At 42.3% G+C, this 24564-nt stretch carries 20 protein-coding genes; 6 read left to right on the top strand and 14 right to left on the bottom strand.

Features of this window, described 5'->3' with window-relative positions:
- Positions 1–11: 11 nt before the first annotated feature.
- Together AC1DYB_RS07455 and AC1DYB_RS07450 are read left to right on the top strand one after the other, a co-directional pair.
- Positions 12–1253 carry an aspartyl protease family protein gene (locus AC1DYB_RS07455; RefSeq protein ID WP_477433681.1) on the top strand — a complete coding sequence of 414 codons (1242 nt, stop codon included), beginning with the start codon at positions 12–14 and terminating at the stop codon, positions 1251–1253.
- A gap of 88 nt (positions 1254–1341) precedes the next feature.
- Entirely contained in the window at positions 1342–3987 is a 2646-nt protein-coding gene (locus AC1DYB_RS07450) for a zinc-dependent metalloprotease (RefSeq protein ID WP_477433679.1), read from the top strand.
- Between the two features lie 234 nt (positions 3988–4221).
- Here AC1DYB_RS07450 and AC1DYB_RS07445 read toward each other — a convergent pair whose 3' ends face one another.
- Entirely contained in the window at positions 4222–4494 is a 273-nt protein-coding gene (locus AC1DYB_RS07445) for a hypothetical protein (protein WP_477433677.1), read from the bottom strand.
- 217 nt (positions 4495–4711) lie between these two features.
- Here AC1DYB_RS07445 and AC1DYB_RS07440 point away from each other — a divergent pair, with 217 nt between their 5' ends.
- Positions 4712–5536 carry a collagen-like triple helix repeat-containing protein gene (locus AC1DYB_RS07440; RefSeq protein WP_477433675.1) on the top strand — a complete coding sequence of 275 codons (825 nt, stop codon included), beginning with the start codon at positions 4712–4714 and terminating at the stop codon, positions 5534–5536.
- A gap of 218 nt (positions 5537–5754) precedes the next feature.
- The gene (locus AC1DYB_RS07435) at positions 5755–8700 is read left to right on the top strand and encodes an outer membrane beta-barrel protein (RefSeq protein WP_477433673.1); all 2946 of its coding nucleotides are present in this window, start codon (positions 5755–5757) and stop codon (positions 8698–8700) included.
- 84 nt (positions 8701–8784) lie between these two features.
- Here AC1DYB_RS07435 and AC1DYB_RS07430 read toward each other — a convergent pair whose 3' ends face one another.
- The 7 genes from AC1DYB_RS07430 to AC1DYB_RS07400 form a co-directional block, all read right to left on the bottom strand.
- A complete protein-coding gene (locus AC1DYB_RS07430) occupies positions 8785–9246 on the bottom strand; it encodes a MaoC family dehydratase (protein ID WP_477433671.1) in 462 nt (153 codons plus the stop codon).
- 61 nt (positions 9247–9307) lie between these two features.
- The gene (locus tag AC1DYB_RS07425; protein WP_477433669.1) at positions 9308–10933 is read right to left on the bottom strand and encodes an ATP-dependent DNA ligase; all 1626 of its coding nucleotides are present in this window, start codon (positions 10931–10933) and stop codon (positions 9308–9310) included.
- A complete protein-coding gene (locus AC1DYB_RS07420; RefSeq protein ID WP_477433667.1) occupies positions 10930–12015 on the bottom strand; it encodes a ligase-associated DNA damage response exonuclease in 1086 nt (361 codons plus the stop codon). The genes AC1DYB_RS07425 and AC1DYB_RS07420 overlap by 4 nt, the downstream gene beginning before the upstream one ends.
- A 141-nt stretch (positions 12016–12156) precedes the next feature.
- Positions 12157–14301, bottom strand: coding sequence for a carboxy terminal-processing peptidase (locus tag AC1DYB_RS07415; protein WP_477391156.1), 2145 nt, complete (start codon positions 14299–14301; stop codon positions 12157–12159).
- Positions 14302–14485: 184 nt separating this feature from the next.
- Positions 14486–15127: a tetratricopeptide repeat protein gene (locus AC1DYB_RS07410; protein ID WP_295721929.1), complete on the bottom strand. Its 642-nt coding sequence runs from the start codon at positions 15125–15127 to the stop codon at positions 14486–14488.
- Between the two features lie 144 nt (positions 15128–15271).
- A complete protein-coding gene (locus AC1DYB_RS07405; protein ID WP_477391152.1) occupies positions 15272–16114 on the bottom strand; it encodes an isoaspartyl peptidase/L-asparaginase in 843 nt (280 codons plus the stop codon).
- A 153-nt stretch (positions 16115–16267) separates the two neighbouring features.
- A complete protein-coding gene (locus tag AC1DYB_RS07400) occupies positions 16268–17188 on the bottom strand; it encodes a cyanophycinase (RefSeq protein ID WP_477433664.1) in 921 nt (306 codons plus the stop codon).
- A 270-nt stretch (positions 17189–17458) separates the two neighbouring features.
- Here AC1DYB_RS07400 and cphA point away from each other — a divergent pair, with 270 nt between their 5' ends.
- A complete protein-coding gene (gene cphA, locus AC1DYB_RS07395; protein ID WP_477433662.1) occupies positions 17459–20086 on the top strand; it encodes a cyanophycin synthetase in 2628 nt (875 codons plus the stop codon).
- A gap of 279 nt (positions 20087–20365) precedes the next feature.
- Here cphA and AC1DYB_RS07390 read toward each other — a convergent pair whose 3' ends face one another.
- The 6 genes from AC1DYB_RS07390 to AC1DYB_RS07365 form a co-directional block, all read right to left on the bottom strand.
- Complete coding sequence (locus tag AC1DYB_RS07390; protein ID WP_477433660.1) at positions 20366–20995, bottom strand: DNA-3-methyladenine glycosylase family protein; 630 nt, start codon at positions 20993–20995, stop codon at positions 20366–20368.
- Positions 20996–21001: 6 nt separating this feature from the next.
- The gene (locus tag AC1DYB_RS07385; protein WP_477433658.1) at positions 21002–21511 is read right to left on the bottom strand and encodes a molybdopterin-binding protein; all 510 of its coding nucleotides are present in this window, start codon (positions 21509–21511) and stop codon (positions 21002–21004) included.
- Between the two features lie 107 nt (positions 21512–21618).
- Positions 21619–22197: a peroxiredoxin-like family protein gene (locus tag AC1DYB_RS07380; protein ID WP_477433656.1), complete on the bottom strand. Its 579-nt coding sequence runs from the start codon at positions 22195–22197 to the stop codon at positions 21619–21621.
- A gap of 76 nt (positions 22198–22273) precedes the next feature.
- Positions 22274–22537 (bottom strand): hypothetical protein, encoded by a 264-nt coding sequence (locus AC1DYB_RS07375; RefSeq protein WP_477391140.1) that lies wholly within the window; start codon positions 22535–22537, stop codon positions 22274–22276.
- A gap of 83 nt (positions 22538–22620) precedes the next feature.
- The gene (locus AC1DYB_RS07370; RefSeq protein WP_477391138.1) at positions 22621–22899 is read right to left on the bottom strand and encodes a hypothetical protein; all 279 of its coding nucleotides are present in this window, start codon (positions 22897–22899) and stop codon (positions 22621–22623) included.
- A gap of 10 nt (positions 22900–22909) precedes the next feature.
- Positions 22910–23482 carry a sigma-70 family RNA polymerase sigma factor gene (locus AC1DYB_RS07365; RefSeq protein WP_477391136.1) on the bottom strand — a complete coding sequence of 191 codons (573 nt, stop codon included), beginning with the start codon at positions 23480–23482 and terminating at the stop codon, positions 22910–22912.
- A 255-nt stretch (positions 23483–23737) separates the two neighbouring features.
- Here AC1DYB_RS07365 and AC1DYB_RS07360 point away from each other — a divergent pair, with 255 nt between their 5' ends.
- Complete coding sequence (locus AC1DYB_RS07360) at positions 23738–24535, top strand: DUF1223 domain-containing protein (RefSeq protein WP_477433654.1); 798 nt, start codon at positions 23738–23740, stop codon at positions 24533–24535.
- The last annotated feature ends 29 nt before the right edge of the window (positions 24536–24564 follow it).

The following is a 24564-nucleotide window of genomic DNA, read 5'->3' as shown; positions in this document are numbered from 1 at the left end:
ACTATACCAAATTGTTACCTACGCTATTTCATAAATTAAAGTATTTCAGGGCACTGTGGCTAATGTGTTTATTTGCATTTTGTTTCACAACAGCCTGTGCACAATATTTTGATCTTGATGCGCGTAAAAAAAAAGTAACTATCCCCTTTAAATTGGTGCGTAACCTTTTGGTGATAAAGTTGAATATCAATAATAAAGGACCATTTAACTTTATATTAGATACAGGCGTCGGCCTTATGATCATTACCGACCCCAAATTAGCTGATTCTATCAGTATCCCCAACAAACGTACCTTAAAAATTCCCGGCCTTGGCGAAGGTGCCGATGCCGAAGCTTATGTTACCTCGGCATTAGATATTCAAATACCCGGTTTAGTGAGTTATGATGTAGCCGCGGCCATATTAAAAAAAGACCTTTTTAGCCTGTCTGGCTATGCCGGGATGCCCATACACGGCCTCATAGGTTACGAGTTTTTTAACAACCTGGCCGTTAAAATTAATTTTCAGGATAGCACCGTTACGGTTTGCAGGCCTAAAGATCTCAAAGTTTTCAGGAAAGGCACGCTAATACCTATCACGGTTGAAGACAGGAAGCCCTACGTAACCGGGAAAGTTATACTACAGAACGGAAAGGAAATTAATAGCAAACTGGTTATTGATCTTGGTGCCGGCCACCCGATATCGTTAGAAAAGATCATTCCCCTATACGGACTTCCTCAAAAGTTCATCGCTTCGGCTAACCTCGGCATTGGCTTAAACGGACCGATTAATGGCTACATAGCCCGTTTGGATGCCCTTGAAATAGGCAAGTTTAAAATTAAGGGCATCATATCCTCTTTCCCTGATGCTGATCAAACCCATCTTTCGATACCCCGGGATGGTAACCTGGGTATTGGTGTGCTTAAGCGGTTCTCGGTTATATTTGATTATTCCGGTAATGCGATGTATTTAAAGCCCAACAATAATTTTAAAGAGTCCTTTGAACATGATATGAGCGGCATTGAATATTACGCGGCAGGCAAAAATCTGGAGCGGATAATTATAAACCGCGTTGAACCTGGCTCTGCGGGTGACGAGATCGGGCTTGAAAAAGATGACGAGATAGTTGCTATAAACTTTAAGCCGGTATCAAAAATGAGCCTCGAGGAAATTGATGACCTGTTTAAATCAAGAAACGACAGGAGCCTGTTGCTTGATGTTTACCATGATAAAAAACTCGATAAAGTTGTGTTAACCTTAAAAAGGCGCATCTAAATTTCTACCATTTTGTGTAATTAACTCTTTACCGTTATTAAAAAGGGCAAACTTTTGCATAAGTTTACGTTTAAACTATATCATTTAAATGAAAAGAACCTCCCTGGCTGGCCAATATATGCGTGGCGCCGCGTTAATGTTAGCTATTTTAGCTGCCTCCTGCTCCACTAAAAAACAAACAGCAAACCAAAGTTTAACGCTTAAAACCACCACTGGCCCCGGCGGCACTACCGCTACGGCAACCACTGGCAGTACTCCTAAAAAAGAGGGAATTAAAAAATTCAGTGACTTAATTACCGGTAAAGTCAAAGCCGATAGCGGTCTTTTCAATACTTATAAAGTTGATGGCAAGTACTACTTTGAAATTCCGGATTCATTATTAAACCGGGAAATGCTGGTGGTTACCCGCTATATAAAAACACCTACAGGTTTAAAAACATTTGGTCAGCAATATGGCGGCGAGCAGCTGAACGAGCAGGTATGGAAATGGCAGCGCCATGATAAACAAGTTTTTATTCGTGTGCCCAATTTTTCTATAAGGGCCGATAGTACATCAGATATGTATGAGTCTGTTAAAAACTCAAACCTTGATGCTGTTTTAGCGTCTTTTGATATCAAGGCTTTTAATAAAGATACTACAGGTGTATTGATAGATGTATCTGATTTTTATAATGGAGATATTGCAGCCATAGGTTTATCGGATGATGTAAAAAAAGCATATAAAATTTCTGGTGTTGATGCAACGCGGTCATATATCGATACTATTAAAAGCTTCCCTATAAATTTGGAAGCCCGTACTTTAAAAACCTACCGGTCGGGCGAATCACCTACCGATAACAGCAATGGGGCAATAACTTTTGAGTTAAATACGTCTATGTTATTATTGCCAAAAACGCCTATGAAAGCCCGTATCAGTGATGCAAGGGTTGGGTTTTTTGGTCAGCGCCAAACAGATTATGGCACCGACAAGCAAAAATCGGCAATAACCGCTTATATCCATCGTTGGAAACTGGAGCCCAAAGATCCGGCAGCTTATGAACGTGGCGAACTGGTTGAGCCAAAAAAACAAATAGTATATTATATTGATCCGGCGACACCAAAAAAATGGGTGCCATACCTTATTGCCGGTATAAACGATTGGAACAAAGCTTTTGAAGCTGCCGGTTTTAAAAATGCCATCACAGGTAAAGAGGCGCCAACAAAAAAACAAGACCCTGAATTTAGTACAGAAGATGCCCGGTATAGCGTTGTTCGTTACTTTGCGTCTGATGTTGAAAATGCATATGGCCCCCATGTGTCAGATCCGCGCAGCGGCGAGATATTGGAAAGCCATGTAGGTTGGTATCATAATGTCATGAGCTTACTGCGCGATTGGTTCCTGATACAAACCGCAGCCGTTAATCCGGCGGCACGCAAGCCCCAGTTTACAGATGAGCAAATGGGCGAATTGATCCGTTTTGTATCATCGCATGAAATTGGTCACACGCTTGGTTTGCCACATAACTTTGGCTCAAGCTATGCCTACCCCGTTGATTCATTGCGGTCAAAATCATTTACGGATAAGCATGGTACGGCACCATCTATTATGGATTACGCCCGATTTAACTACGTTGCGCAACCAGGCGATGGCGTTACACACCTTTACCCTCAAATTGGCGAGTACGATTTGTGGGCGGTAAAATGGGGCTATAGCTGGTTTTCGGGGAACAAAACTATCGATCAGGAAAAAGTGATCTTAGCCGATTGGGCCACTAAAAAAGCAGGGAACCCTGTTTATTATTTTGGCCGGCAAGGGACTTCAATTGATCCACGCTTGCAAAGCGAAGATTTAGGCGATAATGCAATGAAGGCCAGTACCTATGGCATTGCCAATTTAAAACGCATTTTACCCAATCTTGAAAAATGGACCTTCCAAAAAGGGGAGAACTTTGATGATGTAAGTGAGTTGTACAATGAGGTTTTAGGGCAGTATTACCGATACATGGGCCACGTAACCACCAACATTGGCGGCATGAACGAAAACTTTAAAACGTACGATCAAAAAGGCCCTGTTTATGATTTTGTGAGCAAAAGCCTGCAACATGACGCGGTTGAGTTTTTAGATAAACAAATATTTACTACCCCATACTGGCTTATTAATAAAACCGAACTAAGCAAGTTTGATAATGGCGTTATGTACAACCGTATCAAAGGCCTGCAAGTGGGTGCGCTGGCAAACGTTCTTAGCCCGTCAAGGCTTGCCCGTATGTATGATAATGAAGCCAAAAATGGTGCCGCTGCTTATACCGTAGCCCAGCTGTTTGATGATCTTAGGCCAGGGATTTTTACAGGGGGTAAGCCTGATGCCTTTAAACGCAACCTGCAACGTGGTTATGTTGAAAACCTGAGGAGCTTATTAACAGATGATTTCAGGGGCTTTCCGGGCTTCCCTACGCAGGTTTTGGCGGCTTTTGGGTTAACACCTATTAATATGGCATTATCTGATATCAGGCCTATGGTGCGCGCCGAGTTGAAGAAGATTGATAGTGGCTTGCCAAAAGGTGGCGATGCGTTAACTGCTGCTCATTATGCCGATCTTAAGCTAAGGATAAAGGAGGCATTAAATCCTTCCCGGCCAATTGTTAATCTGCCTGGCGGAGGTACAATTCGGATCAAAGATGCTGACGAAATTATTAACGAAAATACTGGAAAAGGCTACATGAACTGTTGGCCAAAAACAAATGTGGATAACTAATTTTAATTAAATAGTTAAAATTTGAGGGTGAGAAGAGGCTGTATCATAAGTAAAAGGGAGAGTTTGGGAATTCCCTTTTACAAAATAGCATACTTCAGGAAATCTCCATAGGTTTAAAAGAAAAACAGGCTGATCATACATGTATGATCAGCCTGTTTTTCTTTATCCGGCGCACGGTAACGCCTCGCGTTTTTTTTATTTATTTGCCCCAAAACATCAGCGAGCAGGTCAATATTATTTAAGCTGGCTAATGTTTTCGAAAAAAGCAATTTGCAGATCAAGCAATGACTTTACATTGATTTTCTCGCCATACGCATCAAAACAAAGGAATTTACTACTTTCCGGATGGTCTCTTTTTTCTTTTTCAAAGAAATTGAAGGTCTCAAAAAAGTAGTGATTGGTTGTAATGTGATTTTTGCCATTTGTTTGCGAGGCGTTTAGCCTGAAACCTATCGCATCTATCCAGTGATGGACCTTTTCATGTAAATTACTGCTGATGTTGTTCATGGGTGATGTTATTCAATGGTTAAATGTTTATTAAGTATAACGAAAGTCTAAGCCCTTTTGTTGCATGCATTGTTAAACATTGTTTAATAAAACATTGATAGCCTTAGGTCTATAAGTGTGGCTGCTAATAAAAAAGATGATCCATGTCAATAATTTGTGAAACTAATTATCCACATATCCGTAAAACGTGTCTATATACTACTAAAATCATATTTTTATGAGAAGACTACGACTTTTATTTACTGTTTTATTGGCTTGCACTATAAGTATGAATTCCTGCAAGAAAGATAAAACACCCGGACCGGTGGGGGCTACAGGTGCTGATGGGGCACAGGGGCCTCAAGGCGAAACCGGAGCTACAGGACCACAGGGACCACAAGGAGCAACAACAGGTATACCAGGCCCAACAGGAGCTACTGGTGCAACAGGTGCTACCGGAGCAACAGGACCAATAGGTCCGCAGGGAGCTACCGGCGCAACGGGTGCAACAGGAGCCAATGGAGCAACTGGCGCAACAGGCGCTCAGGGACCAGCTGGCGCTACTGGTGCAACAGGCGCAACGGGTGCTACAGGGCCAGCGGGCCCCAGAGGTGCAACCGGTGCTAATGGAGCAACGGGCGCAACAGGAGCCACTGGTGCAACAGGTGCTACCGGACCACAGGGCCCGGCCGGAGCTGATGGTTCCATAAATATTAAGAGCTATATTATAACTAACCAAAGCGTTAGCGCGGCAAGTGCAACCAAACTTAATGTACCGGCTATAACTCAGTCAATTGTTAACAGTGGCCTTGTTTTGGTGTATTTAAGAGTAACTGGTACTTCCAATTTTTATTCTTTACCATTCATCAGAATTACCAATGCCATATATCAATCTGATGTAGGAGTTGGATTTGTTAATGTGATAGCTAATTTCAACTCACCTGGCTATGATTTTAAGGTGGTGGTAATACCAGGCGGTTCTGTAACTACTTTACAGGTTACTCATCCGGGTCTTAACTTCAAAAACTATAACGACGTAGCTTCTGCACTACATTTAAATTAAATTTTACAAACTGATCTTATAAAATTACCTCAAGCCGGGCATCAGCCCGGCTTTTTTAGTTTAATATATGTAACAATAATATGATTGATAGGCCTTTAGCTGCGTAATATGTAACAATTGTATGTTTGTTGAACAATTAGCGCTATATAAGTTGAACATTTGCATCTTATTTGTGTCTATAAACACAAATGAAAACACTTGTAAGCTAAACATACATCATGAAACCCCTTTTTCTCTTTTTAAGCATTATTCTGTTAAGCACCCTTGGCGCACATGCGCAAACTACCCGCGATGTAAGCGGAATTATTGCCGATACAACAAAACTATCGTTACCCGGTAGCAGTATTAAGCTGGTAAGTAATACGGGCGACAGCACGCTTACTATCGCCGATGCTAATGGTAAATTTTCATTTCCAGGGGTTAAAGGCAGTAAAATTACGCTCACCATATCATCAATTGGTTTTACTGGTGTTAAAAAACATTTTGCCCTTGATGATAACAACAAACCGGTTGATTTGGGGGTGATTCTTTTAAAGGCAGAAACAAATGTGCTTAACCAGGTAAATATAATTGGTGCCGCTAACCCCATTACCCTTAAGGAGGATACCGTAGTTTACAATGCTGCTGCTTATAAGGTACGCGCAAACGCCCCAACGGAGGATCTGATAAAAAAGCTTCCTGGTGTTGATGTGGATGTAAACGGTAATATTACAACTCAGGGCAAACAGGTTACTAAAGTGCGTATAAACGGTAAAGATTACATGGGAGGCGATGTGCAAAGCGCTACTAAAAACCTGCCTGCCGATATCATCGAAAATATTCAGATGATTGATGATTATGGCGACCAGGCAAACTTAACCGGCATTAAAACCGGCGATCCTACCAAGGTGATGAATATTACTATCAGGAAGGATAAAAACTATGGTTATACCGCACAGGGTACAGTAGGCGAAGGTCGGGATGCCTTGCCTCAATCTGACGGGGTAGCTAATAAAAACCGCTATATTGGATCATTAAACATTTTTAATTTTCATGGCGATCAGCAAATTGCTGTTCAGGGAAGCTTAAACAATACCAATGTTAATACATTTTCTTTCGGTACCGTTGGTGGTGGCGGCGGTGGTGGCTTTGGCGGCGGCGGCGGTCGTGGTAACGCAGGCCGTGGTGGTGGCGGCGGCGGTAGCCTGATCACAGCTCAAAACGGAATCACTGATGCCAAATCAATCGGCGTAAATTTTCGTGACCAATGGGGTAAAAAGCTTGGCGTGTATGGAAGCTACAGCTTTGCAGATAACACTACAACAACCATCAACAATATTCTGCAGCAAAATACATCATCGGCAAATCCAAGTCAGCAGCATCAAAACAGCCTTGAAAAAGATGAAAACATCAACCACCGTTTTAACTGGAACATGGAGTATAAGCCGGATACGGTAAATTACTTAAAGGTAACACCCACATTCTCTTACGGAGGAACAAATACTAATGAATCTGATGCTGTAAGCCTTAGCCGTCAGTCGGGCGTAACATCTGCATATACTTCCACTACCAATGGCGATTCGCAGGCCCCAAACTATGGCATTACGGCATTGTTTAACCATAAATTTAAACACCGCCGCAACCTGAGTATTTTCGCGTCAGCAAGTTCGGCTCCAAGCTGGTCGTATCAAAACCCTATTTATAATTATACGGTTTACACTGCGGATGAACCACGGGTTCCGGATAACCAAACAATTAATACCTACAGCCGTACCAACAGCTATGGTGTAAACTTATCGTACCTGGAGCCGTTGGGTAAAAGATCATACCTGGAGCTTAATTATGCTTTTAACCATTCGGTTACAACCAATAATAAAGAAACAGATACTTTGAGCAATGCCGGTACCATGAACCAATACGATCTGTTAAGCAATAGGTTCGACTATACCTTTACGACAAACAAAGTAGGTTTAAACTACCGTTTTATCGAAAGTAAGTATAATTACACATTGGGTTTGGGTGTGCAGCCTTCTGTTTTAGACGGCGAATCGCCAAAAGCAGATCCAACTCATAAATCAACTTTTAATATTATTCCTACTGCCCGCTTTATTTACAATTTCTCGCGAAGCAAAACATTCAGCATTAATTATAACGGCTCAAACGCGGCGCCAAGCTTTAACCAGTTGCAGCCGGTAATAGATTATTCAAACGCAACATATCCGGTTGAAGGTAATCCAGAGCTGAAACCAGCGTTTACGAACAATGTATCCATCAGGTATAATAACTTTAGTTTTGCAACCGGTAATGTATTCTTCGCGAATTTTACTTTCCAGAAAATCCAGAACCAGGTAGTAACTAATACTATTACTTCCGCTACATCAAACAGGATCTTTACACAATATTTAAACGCCGATGGTTTTTATAATTTAACCGGACGTTTGACCTATTCTAAGCCATGGGCAGAGCGCAAATACTCACTCACTTTTAATGGTACCGCACAATACAATAATAATGTGGGGTATTTAACAGATTTAAGCCACAGCGTTATCACGGATCCGCTTTTGGCCACCCCGGAAGAAATTGCAGCAGCACAACAAAAAAACCTGGCTAAAAACCTGGTCCTTACTCCCGAAGTACGTTTCAGGGTTGATCTGCCTAATATAATTGATGCACAAATTTTAACCAATTACGCTGTAAACAGAACTACCAACTCTGTAAAAAATGATTTTAACGATGGCATCTCGAATATCAGAACCTGGAATATCGGCCTTAACGGTAAAAACTATTTTGGCGATTGGGTATTTAGCTATGATTATACCAAGGCAACTAACTACGGCTATGCATCTACCATTAAGATAACTAATCCTAATATTTTAAACCTGTATGTGGAGCGTCGTTTCCTGAAAAACAAGGTAGCGACTGTCCGTCTTTCCGGGTTCGATTTATTTAATCAAAATACTGGTTATTCATCAACAACAACTGCCAGCTCAATTACACAATCAAGTGTTAACAGGCTTGCGCGTTATTACCTGTTAACCTTTACCCTGCGCCTGCAAAAATTTGCCGGCAAGGCACCAACACAAGATATTCGGGGTGAAAGGCCGCGTGGTGAACGTGGTGGTCCGGGCGGTGGTGGCCCAGGCGGCGGCGGTCCAGGTGGTGGTGGTCCAGGCGGACCACAATAAGAAAGCAAAAGCCCCTCGTTTTATTATAAACGGGGGGCTTTTGCTTTCTTATTCTCTTGCCTTTTGGGTTTTTATTTTTGTTGATTACGAAATAAAGTGATACAGGAAAACTACTTCGCCGGTGAAGGCTGGTTTCTTTTGATCTTTTATTTCGAGTTCGATAGCCATTGTGGCTTTAATTACACCGCGCAGGTTAAGCAGGCCAGCCAGTTTAACTTTCAATCGTACCTCACTATCAACCAATGCTGGTTGTGCAAAACGAAGGCACTCGATGCCGTAATTAATCTCCATTTTAAGGTTTCTGATCTCTACTATCTCTTTCCATAAATATGGAATAAGGGATAAGGTAAGAAAACCGTGGGCTATAGTTGTTTTGAATGGGCTGTCGGTTTTGGCCTTCTCCGGATCTGTGTGGATCCATTGGTGATCTAAGGTTGCATCGGCAAATTTATTGATCTGCTCCTGCGTAATTTGGTGCCATGACGAAACACCCAGTTCCTTACCTATCTGAGCTTCAAACTCATTGAAGTTATTAATTACTATCATTTATATCAGTTTATTGCTTTCTACAGGCAAAGTAATTACAAAATTTCCGTAATCTGAATTTTTATTCTGTACTGTCGCCCAATAATGCCTTTAGGGTTTCCAGCGTATCTGCCTCTTCTTTAGGCTTATCATGCCGCCAGCGCAAAATGCGGGGGAAACGCAGGGCGATGCCCGATTTATGCCTTGTAGACTTATTAATCCCCTCAAACCCAATTTCAAAAACCAACTCAGGTTTTACCGTTCGAACAGGGCCAAACTTATCAATGGTATTGCGCTTGATGAAATAATCAACCTTATTGATCTCTGCATCTGTTAAGCCTGAATAGGCCTTGGCAAACGGAACAAGTTTATCACCATCCCAAACAGCAAAGGTATAGTCGGTATAAAGGTCCGCGCGCCTGCCATGCCCTTTTTGTGCATAGATCATCACGGCATCAACTGTAAGGGGATCAATTTTCCATTTCCACCAATCTCCCCGCCTGCGGCCAACCTGGTATGCCGCGCTTTTGCGTTTTATCATAACACCTTCGGCTATCATGGCGCGTGATTGCTCCCTGGCCTGGCCCAAATGGTCCCAGCTATCAAACTGTATCAGGGACGAAATCCGGAATACCTCGGGATACAAAGTTGCAGCCTGAAGTTCCTCTAAAATAGCCCTCCTTTCGCTTTGCTGTTGGCGCCTTATATCCTCACCGTTAAACTCCAAACAATCATAGGCAATTACAGCAACCGGGCTTTCTTCCAGTATTTTCTTGCTCAGGTTTTTTCTGCCGATGCGGGTTTGCAATACATTGAACGGCATAGGCAAGCCATTTCGAAAACTCAGGATCTCGCCATCAATCACCGTACCATCAGGAAGGGCATTCAAGAAAGGGTGCAGCTCGGGGAATTTCTCTGTAACCAGGTCTTCTCCACGACTCCAGATAAAGATCTCGCCACCTCGTTTTATCATTTGCGCGCGGATCCCATCCCATTTCCACTCAGCTTGCCAATCGGCGGCATTACCAAGCGCAGCGTGAATCTCCTGCGGGGCTTTTTGCTTTTCGGAGGTTTCCTGTATGGGGTAGGCCAGGAAGAATGGATAGGGCCTTGATATATTTTCTGCTGCGTCCTGCTCCTCCATGAGCTGTGCATACTGGTATGTTTCAGGAACCCAGTTGCCCATAATCCGGTGGGTAAGTACTGCGGCCTCCAAGCCCGAGATATCGGCCAATGCTTTGATCACCAGGTTTTGGGATACCCCAACCCGGAAGCTTCCGGTAAGCAGTTTATTAAACACGAAACGTTCCTGGCTATCCAGCATGGCCCATGAATCCAGGAGCCATAGTTTTTTCTGCTCCTCGGTTTTATCAGCAAGGGCATTTATCTCGGCAATCCATTCGGTGAGGCTTTTGCTGCTTCCAACGTCACTTTGAGGCATCAAGAGCGTCATGGTTTCGGCCAGGTCGCCTACTACATGATAGCTTTCCTCAAACAGCCAGGCGGGTATGTTTGAAACCTCCACAGCCCAGTTGCGTACCAGTGTAGAGTTGATCTGCCGTTTGGGTTTGCGACCGGTAAACAAGGCCAGCATGTGCATTTTATCGGTATCGGGCACAGCTATAAAATAGTCTTTTAAAACCCTCACCTTTTCGTTGGTTTTGTTGGTTTCATCTAAGGAGAGGAAGAGCTGGGCAAAGGCTTTCATAATTCAACCCTCCCGGAAACCTCTGCGGAATCCTCTTCGGTCTGATTTTCAGGCGTCGTTTCTAAAGGAGCGGGTTGAGGCGAGGCCTCCTCCTCTTCACCGCCATAAAGGGTATATACCTCATGGGCATCAAAGCCTATCCCATTTAAATAACGTGTAAATGTGGCCGTATATCCGTGGGTCAGGTACACGCTTTCGCAGTCGGTGGCATCAATAGCGCTGATGAGGCCAGTCCAGTCGGCGTGATCTGATAGTGCAAACCCACGGTCTGCTGCCCGGCGGCGTTTGGCTCCGCGGATAGACATCCAGCCAGAGCAATACCCAAAGCTATAGGGTTGAAACTTACGCATCCAGGGTGAGCCTACTGATGATGGCGGCGCTATGATCAAACCCTTACGTACTTCTTCTTTTACTGAATCCTGGGTTATCCTTTCCGTTGGGTTTAATATTACCCCATTACGACGCAAGGCTTCGTTGGTGTTTTCTATCACGCTATGGGTATATACTTTGCCGTTAAACAAGTCTAGATTTTGTAATATGCGCTGGGCCTTGCCCAAAGAGTACCCAACTAAAACTGTTGCTATGCCATTATGAAGGTTACCACGCCACCAGTTGTTGATTTCCTCAAAAATTTGCACCTGCGGTTTCCAGGTGTAAACCGGCATCCCGAAGGTACACTCAGATATAAAGTGATGGCATTGTACCGGTTCAAATGGTGTGGAGATGCCGTCGTTCTCCACTTTGTAATCGCCGGATACTACCCAAACCTCTCCTTTGTACTCCACCCTGATTTGTGCCGAGCCAATAACATGGCCGGCAGGATACAGAGATATGGCAACTCCATTCTTCATCACTGTTTCGCCGTATTCCACAGTTTGCAGCGTGATTTCACCTAAACGGTAGCGCAACACCTCTCTTGATAAATGATGGGCCAGGTAGCGTTTATGCCCCACGTAGGCATGATCAGCATGTGCATGCGTAATTACGGCGTCATCAACCGGTTTCCATGGGTCGATGTAAAACATGCCCTGTGGACAGTAAATTCCCCGGTCGGTAAACTCAAGCAGCGGTTTTTTAGCCATAGTATATATTTAAACCGTTTGGGTACAAATAAGTTTTATGCTGTGCTTACGCTTAACCGGCAGTATCCACCAATAAAAAAGCCGCCTGTAAAACAGGCGGCTCAAAATATATTTTTAAACTCCCCTTTAGGGGGCTGGGGGTTATTGCGTTGAGATACTTGTAAACTTTGATCCTAAGCTGATATAGTCAGTCATGATCTGGCCTGCTTCACGTTTTACAAAATCCAGGTCTTCATCTTTAGGTTTTTTATCTCCCTTTTTAAGGGCCGGTAAACCTAAGGCAACACGGCGCAGGTTATTGCGCTCCAAAGCTTTTTGCTCATCAGCGTCGCGTTGTTTTTTCAATTCGCCTTCGTTTAAAGTTACGCTGTTTTCTGTTTCGTGCTTTTTAAAATCAGCAATATCTTCCAGCATGTATTTATAACTTTCGCTGGTAGCCATACGCTGATCATGCAGTTTTGTTAACTGAGGCAACACAGAAGTAAAATCACCGGCTTTGGTGAAATCGCTTTTCTGAATAACATCAAAAGGCATAGCCGATGGTTCTGTATCCTCACCATATTTATCCAACGGAATTAATGATGGGAACTGGATATCCGGCGTTACACCCTTGTGTTGGGTTGAGCTGCCGCTAATGCGATAAAACTTAGCTATGGTTAAATTAAGCTGGCCATAAGTGCTCTGGCTGCCGGTTGATACTCTTGTTTTAGCACCCGGAGATACTCTGTTTGCCAGCTGGTTAATTTTATCCTTAATTGGTGAACCTAATATCCTATCCAGATCAATTGCGTTTTGAACAGATCCTTTACCATAGGTTTGCGTACCTAATATGATACCGCGACCATAATCCTGTATCGCTCCCGAAAAAATTTCGGATGCGGATGCACTGAAACGATCAACCAATATACCTAAGGGACCTGCGTATGTGATTGATGGATCATCATCTTTCTCCACATCAACCTGGTCTTTAGTATCACGTACCTGTACTACCGGGCCGCTTTTTATAAATAAGCCGGTAAGTTCAATGGCTTCCATTAATGAACCGCCGCCATTCTCGCGCAAATCAATCACCACGCCGTCAACGTTTTCCTGTTTAAGGGAATCCAATAACAATTTTACGTCATGAGTAGTGCTCTTATAGTTGGGGTTACCTGCTTTGTAATCATTGTAGTCGATATAAAAAGCCGGGATAGAAATTACACCAATTTTTACCGCTTTACCATTGTTGTTGTAGGTACGAATTTCCTTTTTTGCAGATTGATCTTTTAAAATGATCTTTTCGCGTATCATCTCCACCACTTTTGGCTTACCACCGGCGCTTGTTCCGGCAGGTAATATCTCCAGTCTTACAACGGTACCTTTTGTACCACGGATTAAAGCAATGGCGTTTTCCACTCTCCAGCCAACAACATTCTGAAATTCGCCGATTTTGCCCTGTGCAACGCCAACAATGCGGTCGTCAATAGAAATTTGTTTGCTTTTATCGGCAGGGCCGCCTGGTACTACAGATTTTATGGTTACATATTCATTTTCAACCAACAGCGATGCGCCGATACCTTCCAGCTGACGTGACATTTCAATATTGAAATTAGCCGCGTTTGATGGGTTAAAGTAATTGGTATGCGGATCTATTGTCTCGGTAAAGGCATCCATGAAATATTGAAAAACGTCCTGATTTGAAAGTTTGCCAGCTTGCGACAATAAATTCGTGTAGCGTTTTTTTAATGTTTCTTTATTTTTAGCCATATCGGGGTTGGCTATTTTCAAATTCAACAGGTCGTATTTTACCCGTTGTCCCCACATGTCATCCATTTCGGTTTGCGAAGCAGGCCATGGCAGTTTATCGCGATCGTAAACAAAGGTTTCTTTTTTATCAAAATCAAAGCTTTTGTTTAAACGGGCCAGTGAGTAGTTTACATGCTCAATGTATCTTTTTTGAAAAACATTAAATATGTAAAAAGCATCATTCAGGTTGCCTGCTTTAATGTCATCATCAAGCACGGTTTTATATTTTTCAAAGTCCTTGATATCTGATGCTAAAAAATAGCTGTGGTTCTCATCCAGAGATTTTATATAACGGTTGTAGATCACTGTTGATATAGAATCATTCAGTTCAACCTTTTTATAATTGTAATTGGTAATAAGCTCAGCAATTTTTTTGCAAACTATGACCTGCTGCTCATCGGGAACCAGGTCTGCTGTACTTACTTTAATTGGCTTAGAGGGGGATGCTTTACATGCAAGTGCTGTAGCAAGCATTAAAAATAAATATACTTTCTTAAACATATCTTTTACTGTAATTAAATCGGGGGTTGTGTAAAACATCAATATCTGTGCCTAATTTATAATTGCTAATGTAAAAAAAAGAGACAGTCAAAACGCTGTCTCCTAATAACAATAACAATTATACGATAATGTTTTGCTTGTAGTATACATGCATCTGCATTTTACGCTATTGTTACATAAAAAGTTATTTTATTACCTTTTTTTGATCGGTATCGTCAGTTTCAGCGTAACGGATCTCGGCTTTAGGGTTCGATTTATTATCCTGCAGGTAGCGTGCTTGTTTGTTTATGGCTGTTACATCCATAGTAAGACCATGTGAAGTAGCCAGGGCGCGGGCTTCATCAAGATCCTGCATCGCCTGTGTATAATCGCCATAACCGGCCTTTACGGTAGCCAGCCCTATTAAATTAGTGATGGTATGCCTGTCGTCGTTTTGCTGGCGCGATATCTGGAGGCTTTGCAATAAATACCATTTTGCTTCTGACAGGCGATTTTGCTTTAAATACATCTGCGCCAGATCACTAAAGTTATAGCTGGCGGCGTTGTAAACGCGAAAACGCATATTATGCTGCGCCGTTTTCATTACCGACATTTCTTGCATGTAAAGCATATATGGAGCACGCTCAAGAATGTTTGAAGTAATTTTAAGTTTGGCAATTTTAGCTGTAGGCAACTTGCTTACAGAATTATCCTTTAAGCCGGCAAGCGGCGGAAAACGTTCGTGCTTTTTAAATACGTTATTTATAGAATTTATGGGTTTTTGCCACCATTGCGCAGACGCCGATACGCTAACTGAGCATAAGATAATAAGGAAAAAATATCTCATTTAACTTTTCTTGTCTGAGTTTAATAAATTAATCAGTAAACAAATATAATCATAATACCCAGCTAATCAATACTTATAACCGGGTAAAATAGTTGCAATATTTTGTTTATCCTGCATTTAACGCAAGAAAAGCATATAATGTTGTTATTCAAAAACCTCCACGTCCCCATCATGCAGTGCCCACACCATGTATGGGTGGGTATCGGCATGATAAATTTTACCATCCGCTGATATTCCTATTACCCCGGCAAAGCCGTCAAATGGTTTCAACTCATCCAAAGTTTTCTCAGTAGCTGCAGATATGGCCATACCATCGGTAATTCTGGTAACAATTTTTGAGGCTACAGATCCGCTTACAATATCCTCGCCAACACCGGTACATGAAATGCCGGCATAAGTATTTGCATAATTACCCGCTGTAGTTGCCGAATCACTCACCCGGCCCGGAATTTCAAAACCCTTGCCTCCTGTTGATGTTGCCGCGGCCAGGTTGCCGTAAACATCAAGCGCCACACAGCCCACTGTACCCAGCCTGATAGAGTCACTTAATTTTTTTTCGTACTCATGGCGGCGCTGGGGTGTTTCGGGGTTGTAATAGGCAACTCCATTATTTGTAGCAAACTCTTTTGCGCCTTTGCCACTTAAAACACGATCATCATAGGCCATGAGTTTATCGGCAATACAAATAGGGTTTTTTACATCTTCAATATTGATGACCCCGGAAAATTTTTGAGTTTTGCCATCCATCAATGATGCGCTGAGCCTTATTTTACCATCACTTTGTATTTGAGAGCCCGTACCCGCATTAAACAGTTCGCAGTCCTCCAGGAGGCAAACTGTATAAACCGCCGTTTGCAGGGCGGTATGGTTTTTCAGGTACCTGTATCCGGCTTGCACAATATCTTTTAAAGCTTGTTGCTTGGCCTGTTTTATCTCGTGATTGGTTTGCGATTCGCTGAAAAAACCGCCATGAATAATGATCTTCATTTTGAACTGCTTAAATTGATTCAAAAATATAGTTCGCCATGCCGAATTTATTTCAGCATCCCACAGGACAAGTAAACTTAAAGTTTATACCAAGCGTGTGAGATCCTGAAACAAGTTCAGGATAACATTTTTTATAACTGAGGAGTAGGTTATTTATTGTAAAAGGTCGCTATCGGGGGCCTGAATAAAAACTCCGTCTTCAACCTTAACCGCTTTTTTTATGAGTAAACGATGTTGTGTAAGATCATATTTATCATAGATAGACATGACATGCACCTTTAAATTTTCGATGGATACCGGCGAGCCTAATTCCACGTCATAGATATTGGTGGCAACAATGCTTCTGCCATCAACCAAAATAATAAGGCCTGATCCTATAGCCTCCATCATATTACCTTCTGTAATCAATAAACCCGCGTCTTCGCCCAGGCCAATACCCAGGATGCCCGGGTTGGTTGCTACGGCGTACATGAGCCGGCCAATGCGGCCACGCTGTACAAAATGGGTGTCAACTATAACAGAATCAATAAAGCCAAGCCCGGCGGTAATCTGTACTTCGCCTTTAATGAGGGCTTCGTTACTTTGGCCGCGATAGATCATGTGGGTTGAGGCTGCTGCCGCCCCTGCCGATGTGCCCGCTATTACAAAATTTTCATTCCTGAAACGTTGTTTCAGGATCTGTAAAAATTCGGTACCACCAAAAATAGCGGTTAGCCTAAGCTGATCGCCGCCACTAAACATCACTACATCTGCTTTACGGATGCGCTCAAGATAATTTTTATTTGCCGCATCCTCACGGCTTTTTATGTGTATTACATTAACATTGGTAACATTTAGCTGCCCAAATGCCTTTATGTACTCATCGCCCACCAGCTCTGGAATTTGGGAGGCGGTAGTAATAACTTCAACCAACGAACCTTCGTGCTTAGCAGACTCGGTAATAATCCGCCGTAAAATGCCCTGTTCAAAAAATTTAATATAATCTGGCTGTAAAATGTGTTCCTGTATGGTTACGTTACTCCCCATATCAACCGCGCCACCTATAATTATTAGTTTTCCTTTCGGGACAATCATGCTTTTTTTAATTTGGTTGTTAAAGCTGATTGGGTTGACAAAGTTGATTGAGCTACCTAAAATTTCTAATTATTTATCAGATAAACATGCACTAAATCACCTTAATTCAACTAATCAACTGATTTTACAATACAAATTACGATAAAATGCATCAAAAACACAGTCTGTTATAAACAAATAATGCCTTTTTACCTTTAAAAATTTTAAATACCCTATTAAGTTTTATAGTTTTAAAGAAAAAAAGCCGTTTAAAAATTTCGTAACATACGTATGAAGATCGAGAATATACAAGTACTGCGCGGGCCGAACATCTGGAGCATCCGCCGCAAAAAATTAATACAAATGCGGCTTGACCTGCAGGAGATGGAGCACAAGCCATCTAACGAAATTGACGGTTTTTATGAACGCCTGGAAAGCTTACTGCCATCATTATATACTCACCGCTGTTCGCCGGGTGTACCGGGAGGTTTTTTTCAGCGTGTTATTGCAGGCACCTGGATGGGCCATGTTATAGAGCATATTGCACTTGAAATACAAACCCTGGCGGGCATGGATACCGGCTTTGGCCGTACCCGCGAAACTAAAACCAAAGGGGTATACAATGTAGTATTTGCCTATCTTGAAGAAAAAGTGGGGGTATTTGCAGCTGAATCAGCAGTGCGCATTGCCCAGGCTTTGATCAATGGCGATTTGTATGATCTTGACTCCGATATTCAGGAAATGCGCGAGATTCGCGAACATACCCGTTTAGGGCCAAGTACAGGATCAATTGTTGAAGAAGCGATAGCAAGGGATATTCCCTGGATCAGGCTTAACAACCAATCATTGGTGCAGTTAGGTTATGGTAAAAACCAGGTGCGTTTTCGCGCTACCATGACCGAGAAAACCAGCAGTATTGCGGTTGATATTGCCAGTAATAAAGATGAAACCAAACGCATGCTGCAGGAGCAGGCCATTCCTGTTGCCAAAGGCATTACCATATCATCGGTAGAGGGAGTGGCAGAGGCAATCCGCAAGGTGGGTTTCCCGTTGGTATTTAAACCACTGAATGGTAATCATGGGAGGGGGATTTCTATCAATATCCGAACTGAAGCCGAGGCGATGGATGCTTATGAGCATGCTGCCAAAATATCACATAAAGTTATTGTTGAGCGTTTTGTTACCGGGTATGATTTTAGAATACTGGTAATTGATAATAAAATGGTAGCCGCCGCCCTGCGCGACCCGGCCCACGTTAAAGGTGATGGCATATTAACCATTCAGCAACTTATTGACAAGGAGAATAGCGACCCACGCCGTGGTTATGGCCATGAAAAGGTGCTTACGTTGATAGGCATTGACCGGGATACGATTGACCTGCTGGAAAAGAAGGGCTATACCCTGGATACCATACCGGCTAAGGGCGAAAAGGTATTTGTAAAATCAACCGCCAACCTGAGTACCGGCGGCACATCTGTTGATGTTACCGACCATGTGCACCCGCAAAATATCTTTATTTGCGAAAGGATCTCGAAAATAATTGGCCTGGATATCTGCGGTATTGATATCATGGCCGAAAATCTTCATGAGCCCCTTACCGAAAACGGAGGGGTAGTATTGGAGGTTAACGCGGCGCCTGGCTTCCGCATGCATATTGCACCCAGCGAGGGCCTGCCACGTAACGTTGCCGGGCATGTGCTTGATATGCTTTACCCAACCGGCAAATCGGCACGGATCCCCATTATCGCTGTTACTGGCACCAATGGTAAAACCACCACTACCCGTTTAATTGCGCACATTGTTAAAAATAATGGGCATAGGGTTGGCTTTACTACATCTGACGGTATTTATGTGCAAAATACCATGATGTTAAAGGGTGATACCACCGGCCCGGTAAGCTCTGAGTTTATTTTGAAAGATCCTACCGTTGATTTTGCCGTATTGGAAACCGCCCGCGGCGGCATCCTGCGCTCGGGCTTGGGCTTTGGCTTTTGCGATATTGGTGTAGTAACCAATATTCAGGAAGATCACCTGGGCCTTTCAGATATCCATACGCTTGATGATTTGGCTAGGGTAAAAAGTGTAGTGCTCAACTCGGTTAAAAAAGATGGCTGGGGCGTTTTAAATGCTGATAACGAATATTGTGTACGCATAGGCAATAAGGCAGATTGTAACATCGCTTATTTTAGCAGGAACGAGAATAACCCGATCATTAAATCACATTGCCGTAAGGGTGGTATCGCCGCAATATGCGAAAACGGTTTTATCACCATACAAAAAGGCGACTGGAAGATAAGGGTACAACGTACTATTCTTATCCCGCTGACCTTTGGCGGTACCGTTCCTTTTATGATTGAAAATGTGCTGGCGGCAACTTTGGCTACGTTTTTATGGGGCTTTAAAACCGAAGATATTAAAACCTCATTGGAAACCTTTATTCCATCGGCAGCGCAAACACCGGGCCGCATGAATATTTTTGAGTTTAGGGATTTCCGTTTCATGATTGATTTTGCCCACAACCCTGACGGTTATAATGGTATCAGAGAGTTTTTAAGGCATATCGATTCGCCTTTGAAAATAGGTATTATAGCAGGTACCGGCGACAGGCGCGATGATGATATCCGCGAGCTTGGAAAAATATCTGCCGAAATGTTTGATTATATCATCCTTCGCCAGGAAAAACACCTGCGCGGGCGTACTGCAGAAAATATTTTGAGCTTACTTATAGATGGGATTAAGTCTGTTAATCCGGATAAGCCTATAGAAGTAGTGCCAAAAGAGATTGATGCCATAAAGCATGCCATGAGCCTTGCCAAACCCGGCACTTTCATTACCGCTTTAAGCGATGTAGTTGATAACGCCATTGAAACGGTACAAAACTACCAGGAACAGGAGCGGAACGGGTTGTTTAACGTATAGCCTGCCATAGGGTATTATAAGTGATATCATTGCGAGTTTTACTATCCGGGAGACACTGAAAGGAAAATGACGTTGGAAAAGTTTGTCATCCTGAGGAACGAAGGATCTATTCGCAGACTGTAAAGGTCAAAGAAGCATAGCGGAGAGTAGATTCTTCGTTCCTCAGGATGACAAAAGCGTTTTTAGTAAATACGTCATAGGTAGGACCTATCCATGACAAGTCGTAGAATCCCAGACTTACGAAGTTTTTAAAACTTCGTAAGTCTTTCTCCGTTTATTTTAGCTATTCCTCGGTGCCGATAAATACCAATGCCACAACAGCATACTTGCAATAGTTTTATAAGGTGCCCATTGTTCGGTTACCACAATCATTTCTTCTTTTGAAATATCTTTGGGTAGCAATTTCACTCTTTTCAAAGCGTTTACCGCTGCCAGATCACCGATAGGGAAAATATCGGCATGCTGTAATACAAACATCAAATACACATCTGCCGTCCAGTTGCCGATGCCTTTGAGGGCAATAAGTTTGGCACGAACAATTTCATCGGGCAGTTGCTCCAATTCTTGGAGGTTGATTTGCCCGCTGATGATGGCCTCGGCTAAATATTTGGTATAGGTGGTTTTTTGTCGACTGAAATAACAGGCTTTAAACTCTTCGTCGGTTAATAACAATACCCTGGCCGGGGTTATTTCTTGAACCCGCTCCCGCAGTTTATTTAATGCGGATAGTGCTGATGCCAGCGATACCTGTTGCTCCAGGATGATGTGTACCAGGGTTTCGAATGTGTTTGGCCTTGACCATAGCGGGGGATAGCCATAGGTGTTGATAATTACAGCCAAATCTTCATCAGCTAAAGCAAGCTCATCGCAAATGGCGTGGTAATTGGAATGGTTAAACTGTTTAAACATGGTAGCCTATTCTGCCTGTTTTACAATTATTTTATCCAGGTTGTGCAAATATCTGCGACCGGTTTTAAAATCAGCAGCCGAGCTCATTTGCAGGCTTTCGGGCATTTTATCAGCTTTGACTCCATTTTTCTCCGTAAGGATAAAAACATGGTTGCCTACTTCGGTATTGAATAGTTCGTTCCATGAGTAAACTACTTTGTAGCCATCGGCACCCTGGCAAACAAAATAAAACTGACTCAACAATTTGGGGCTGGTAGTTTTAAATGTGGTATGGCTTAAAATATCTTTCAGCAGAACACCTTTTAATTGATCGTCCTTATGTTTAAACTCACCAAGGTGGTTGGTCACGTTCATTTCGCCAATGTCATGTACTTTATACTGCAAAATAGAATCAATAGTAATCACCGACTCTTTTGATACCTGCCCTGTAATGCTGAACTTTTGAGTGGGGGTCAATTTTTCCTGCGCCGAAGCAGCAGTGCTATACAGCAAAACGAGTAATAACAGCTTTTTCATAGTAATGGTAAATATAACAAGCCTGCTTTAAAACAACACAAAAAAATCAGGCCCGAATGAACCTGATCTGTAGCAATTACTTGCCATTATTTAGGGGTATAATACTATTAGAGCACCTGCATGATATCATTTACAGATGCACGCCGGGTATAATCCTTATTAAAGTGCACGAAAGCGATCTTGCCCGACTGATTAATAACATAAGTTGCTGGTACGGGTAGTACATGATCGGTATTGCCGTTGCTTTTATTAAGATCGAGGCCAAAGCTTTTGTATTTTTCAACTGTGGCATCGTCCAAAGTATAGTTAACTTTATAATCCTTCATGATGCTGTATCCTTTATCCTGAACAATAGAAAACGATGCGTGGGTTTTTTGAATGGTTTTGCTAATGTTCTCTTTTGTTTCGGGTGTTACAGCAATTACATAAGCCCCTTTTGCGCTAAGCAGCTGCAATGAATCCTGTAACTGTTGGATATGCTTATTGCAATAAGGGCACCACTCGCCCCTGTAAAAAAATAGCACCACTGATTTGTGGGCTTTTAGTAATGTTTTCAGGTCGACTGATTTGCCTGAATTATCTATCGCGCTAAAAGCCGGAGCATCATCGCCTTTTTTTAGCCCGGTTTGCGCCGAAAGCTGCAGGCCGGCAAAAGCCAGCATCATAATAAATAAATACTTTTTCATTTGAGTTGTTTAAAAATTGGAATTAAAAAAAAGAGGGAGCATCACCTCCCTCCAACGATCAAAAAACAAAAACAATCTACATTTTACTTGCAGTATCCTTAGTCATTTTCTTTTTGTCCATCTTCTTATCCATCTTCATCTTATCATTGTCCATTTTGGCCATTTTTTTCTTTTCCATTTTGGCCATCTTCATTTTATCTTTAGCCATTTTGCCGGTATCGCTGATTGCTGTAGTTGATCCGTTTGATAAAACAGGAGATAGAGATTTAGCCTGTACGTTAAGAGTTAAACAAACAGCAAGTACGGTTGCTGCCAATGCGCCTGAAATAATTGTTTTCATACTTTGATTTTTAGTTTTCATGTTGGTTTTATATTAACATTTCAACCTTAGTCGGGCGGTTTGGATAAGCCTTACAAAGTATTTTATTTTTTATTTAACTCGGCATCTATGCGTTCCTGTAATTCCTGTTTAAAGTCGTCATCAAGCCTTGTGCCCGATGTTTTCATAGAGTCGAGAAAAAGCTGCTTTACCATTTCGTGGATAACTCGGCTTTGCTGATTATATAATATACATATTGAACAACCTGCAAGGTGAATCCTCAACTCTATAGTTTCGCGAAACCCTAATTTTTGGAGCTGTTTTTTCTCTATCAAAAAAGTAGCTTGCCTGCAGTTGTAAATGATGTTTTTTAGTGGGCTCATAAAAATTTCTTTAAATCCAGTTTCTTTGAAGACATGCCCTCAGGTTTAATTTGGCCCGGTGTATAATTACCCAAAAGTTGGCCTGTGTAACCTTCAGATCGTTGCAGATGATATCTGTAGCCGCATCATCAATGTGCTTCATTGTAAAAACAGCCATCCATAAAGCCGGCAGTTTTTGAAGGCATTTTTGAAGTATCTGGTTAAACTCCTTACCGGCCAATGGGTCATGATCTTCAATACCAAAAGGCTGGGGATAATGAGCCTTGTTCCAATGCCCGTTATCGGCATCAAAAAAATCCTGCTGTTCATCTTCGGCCTCTTTAACGTCGGCCATTTTTAGGCCCGATGATTTTTTGCGGTACACATCAATTATTTTGTTTTTAAGGATAGCGGTGAGCCAGGTACGTTCGGAGCTTTTACCTTCAAACTTATCTTTTCTTTCAAGGGCCGCTAAAAATGTTTCCTGCACCAGGTCTTTAGCCTGTTCTTCATCATTTAAGCGTGGCAGCGCGTAACCGTACAGGTAATCTGCATGCGCCTTAACCCAATGCCGTGGATCTAATAATTGATTTTCAGTAGCCATTGAATGGTATGTTCATAGTGTGTTTTAATTCCATTAGTCGCTAACATTGGCAAATCCTTACAATAAAATGCAGATTTTTTTGTGGCGAAAAAACAAATAGAATTATGCTAAATTTACATATATCCTATTGGTTATAATTTATTAAAACAGTTATCCCGCCGAATTGCCGTCCCCTCGCAAAAAAAAATAAATTTATTGTAAGGTTATTTAATGCAAGCCGACTAAGCCGTTAAAACGTACATAGATTATTAAAATATGAGATCAATTAAAATATTTGCCCTTACTGCCAGCCTTGCCATTGCAGTTTTGGTATCATCGGCTTTTATAAATCATAAAAGCCTTAATAAAAATAGTGAAGTTAAAACTGCCAGTAACGGTTTTGCTGTCATAGAGCTGTTCACCTCAGAGGGTTGTTCAAGTTGCCCGGCTGCTGATGAACTGGTTGCACGCATCCAGAAAGAGGATAGCGATAAGCCGGTTTACATACTTGCCTATCATGTTGATTACTGGAACCGCCTGGGGTGGAAAGATGTTTTTAGCAGCGCCGATTATTCAAAGAGACAAAGTAAATATGCCAGCTGGTTACACCTGCAATCGGTTTATACGCCGCAGATTGTAGTTAACGGAAAAAAAGAGTTCGTAGGTTCGGAAGAGGGTAATTTACGCAATGCTATTACAGTAGGCTTACGTACAAATGCTGCGGGTAAACTAACCCTTAATGCTCAAAAAGATAAGGACCATGTTACTGTACAATACCATAGCGAAGGAGTAGAAAAGAATGCTACCCTGCTGTTGGCCCTTGTGCAAAAGGCCGCGCAAACCAAAGTGCAACGCGGTGAAAATGGTGGCAAGACATTATCACATGTACAAATTGTGCGTGAAATACAAAGCCAGCCAGTAAGTGCCGATGGTAAGGGTGCCGCCATTATTGCCCTGCCCCAGGGATTTAGCACCCAGGGTTATGAAGTAATTGGCTTTGTGCAAAACGTGGACAACGGCACTATTTTGGCCGCGGCCAAATCAGCATTTGATAGTAATGGCGCCAGTAAATAATATGGTTGTTGTTTGTTTTATATTAATGT

This window comes from Mucilaginibacter sp. P2_A4, assembly GCF_056405015.1.
This window is presented reverse-complemented; position numbering and strand designations above follow the sequence as displayed.

What these genes read in the sequence shown, in the direction of transcription:
- AC1DYB_RS07450 (WP_477433679.1), top strand. Translation starts at nt 1,342, where the DNA reads ATGAAAAGAACCTCCCTGGCTGGCCAATATATGCGTGGCGCCGCGTTA.
- AC1DYB_RS07445 (WP_477433677.1), bottom strand. Translation starts at nt 4,494, where the DNA reads ATGAACAACATCAGCAGTAATTTACATGAAAAGGTCCATCACTGGATA.
- AC1DYB_RS07440 (WP_477433675.1), top strand. Translation starts at nt 4,712, where the DNA reads ATGAGAAGACTACGACTTTTATTTACTGTTTTATTGGCTTGCACTATA.
- AC1DYB_RS07435 (WP_477433673.1), top strand. Translation starts at nt 5,755, where the DNA reads ATGAAACCCCTTTTTCTCTTTTTAAGCATTATTCTGTTAAGCACCCTT.
- AC1DYB_RS07430 (WP_477433671.1), bottom strand. Translation starts at nt 9,246, where the DNA reads ATGATAGTAATTAATAACTTCAATGAGTTTGAAGCTCAGATAGGTAAG.
- AC1DYB_RS07425 (WP_477433669.1), bottom strand. Translation starts at nt 10,933, where the DNA reads ATGAAAGCCTTTGCCCAGCTCTTCCTCTCCTTAGATGAAACCAACAAA.
- AC1DYB_RS07420 (WP_477433667.1), bottom strand. Translation starts at nt 12,015, where the DNA reads ATGGCTAAAAAACCGCTGCTTGAGTTTACCGACCGGGGAATTTACTGT.
- AC1DYB_RS07415 (WP_477391156.1), bottom strand. Translation starts at nt 14,301, where the DNA reads ATGTTTAAGAAAGTATATTTATTTTTAATGCTTGCTACAGCACTTGCA.
- AC1DYB_RS07410 (WP_295721929.1), bottom strand. Translation starts at nt 15,127, where the DNA reads ATGAGATATTTTTTCCTTATTATCTTATGCTCAGTTAGCGTATCGGCG.
- AC1DYB_RS07405 (WP_477391152.1), bottom strand. Translation starts at nt 16,114, where the DNA reads ATGAAGATCATTATTCATGGCGGTTTTTTCAGCGAATCGCAAACCAAT.
- AC1DYB_RS07400 (WP_477433664.1), bottom strand. Translation starts at nt 17,188, where the DNA reads ATGATTGTCCCGAAAGGAAAACTAATAATTATAGGTGGCGCGGTTGAT.
- cphA (WP_477433662.1), top strand. Translation starts at nt 17,459, where the DNA reads ATGAAGATCGAGAATATACAAGTACTGCGCGGGCCGAACATCTGGAGC.
- AC1DYB_RS07390 (WP_477433660.1), bottom strand. Translation starts at nt 20,995, where the DNA reads ATGTTTAAACAGTTTAACCATTCCAATTACCACGCCATTTGCGATGAG.
- AC1DYB_RS07385 (WP_477433658.1), bottom strand. Translation starts at nt 21,511, where the DNA reads ATGAAAAAGCTGTTATTACTCGTTTTGCTGTATAGCACTGCTGCTTCG.
- AC1DYB_RS07380 (WP_477433656.1), bottom strand. Translation starts at nt 22,197, where the DNA reads ATGAAAAAGTATTTATTTATTATGATGCTGGCTTTTGCCGGCCTGCAG.
- AC1DYB_RS07375 (WP_477391140.1), bottom strand. Translation starts at nt 22,537, where the DNA reads ATGAAAACAATTATTTCAGGCGCATTGGCAGCAACCGTACTTGCTGTT.
- AC1DYB_RS07370 (WP_477391138.1), bottom strand. Translation starts at nt 22,899, where the DNA reads ATGAGCCCACTAAAAAACATCATTTACAACTGCAGGCAAGCTACTTTT.
- AC1DYB_RS07365 (WP_477391136.1), bottom strand. Translation starts at nt 23,482, where the DNA reads ATGGCTACTGAAAATCAATTATTAGATCCACGGCATTGGGTTAAGGCG.
- AC1DYB_RS07360 (WP_477433654.1), top strand. Translation starts at nt 23,738, where the DNA reads ATGAGATCAATTAAAATATTTGCCCTTACTGCCAGCCTTGCCATTGCA.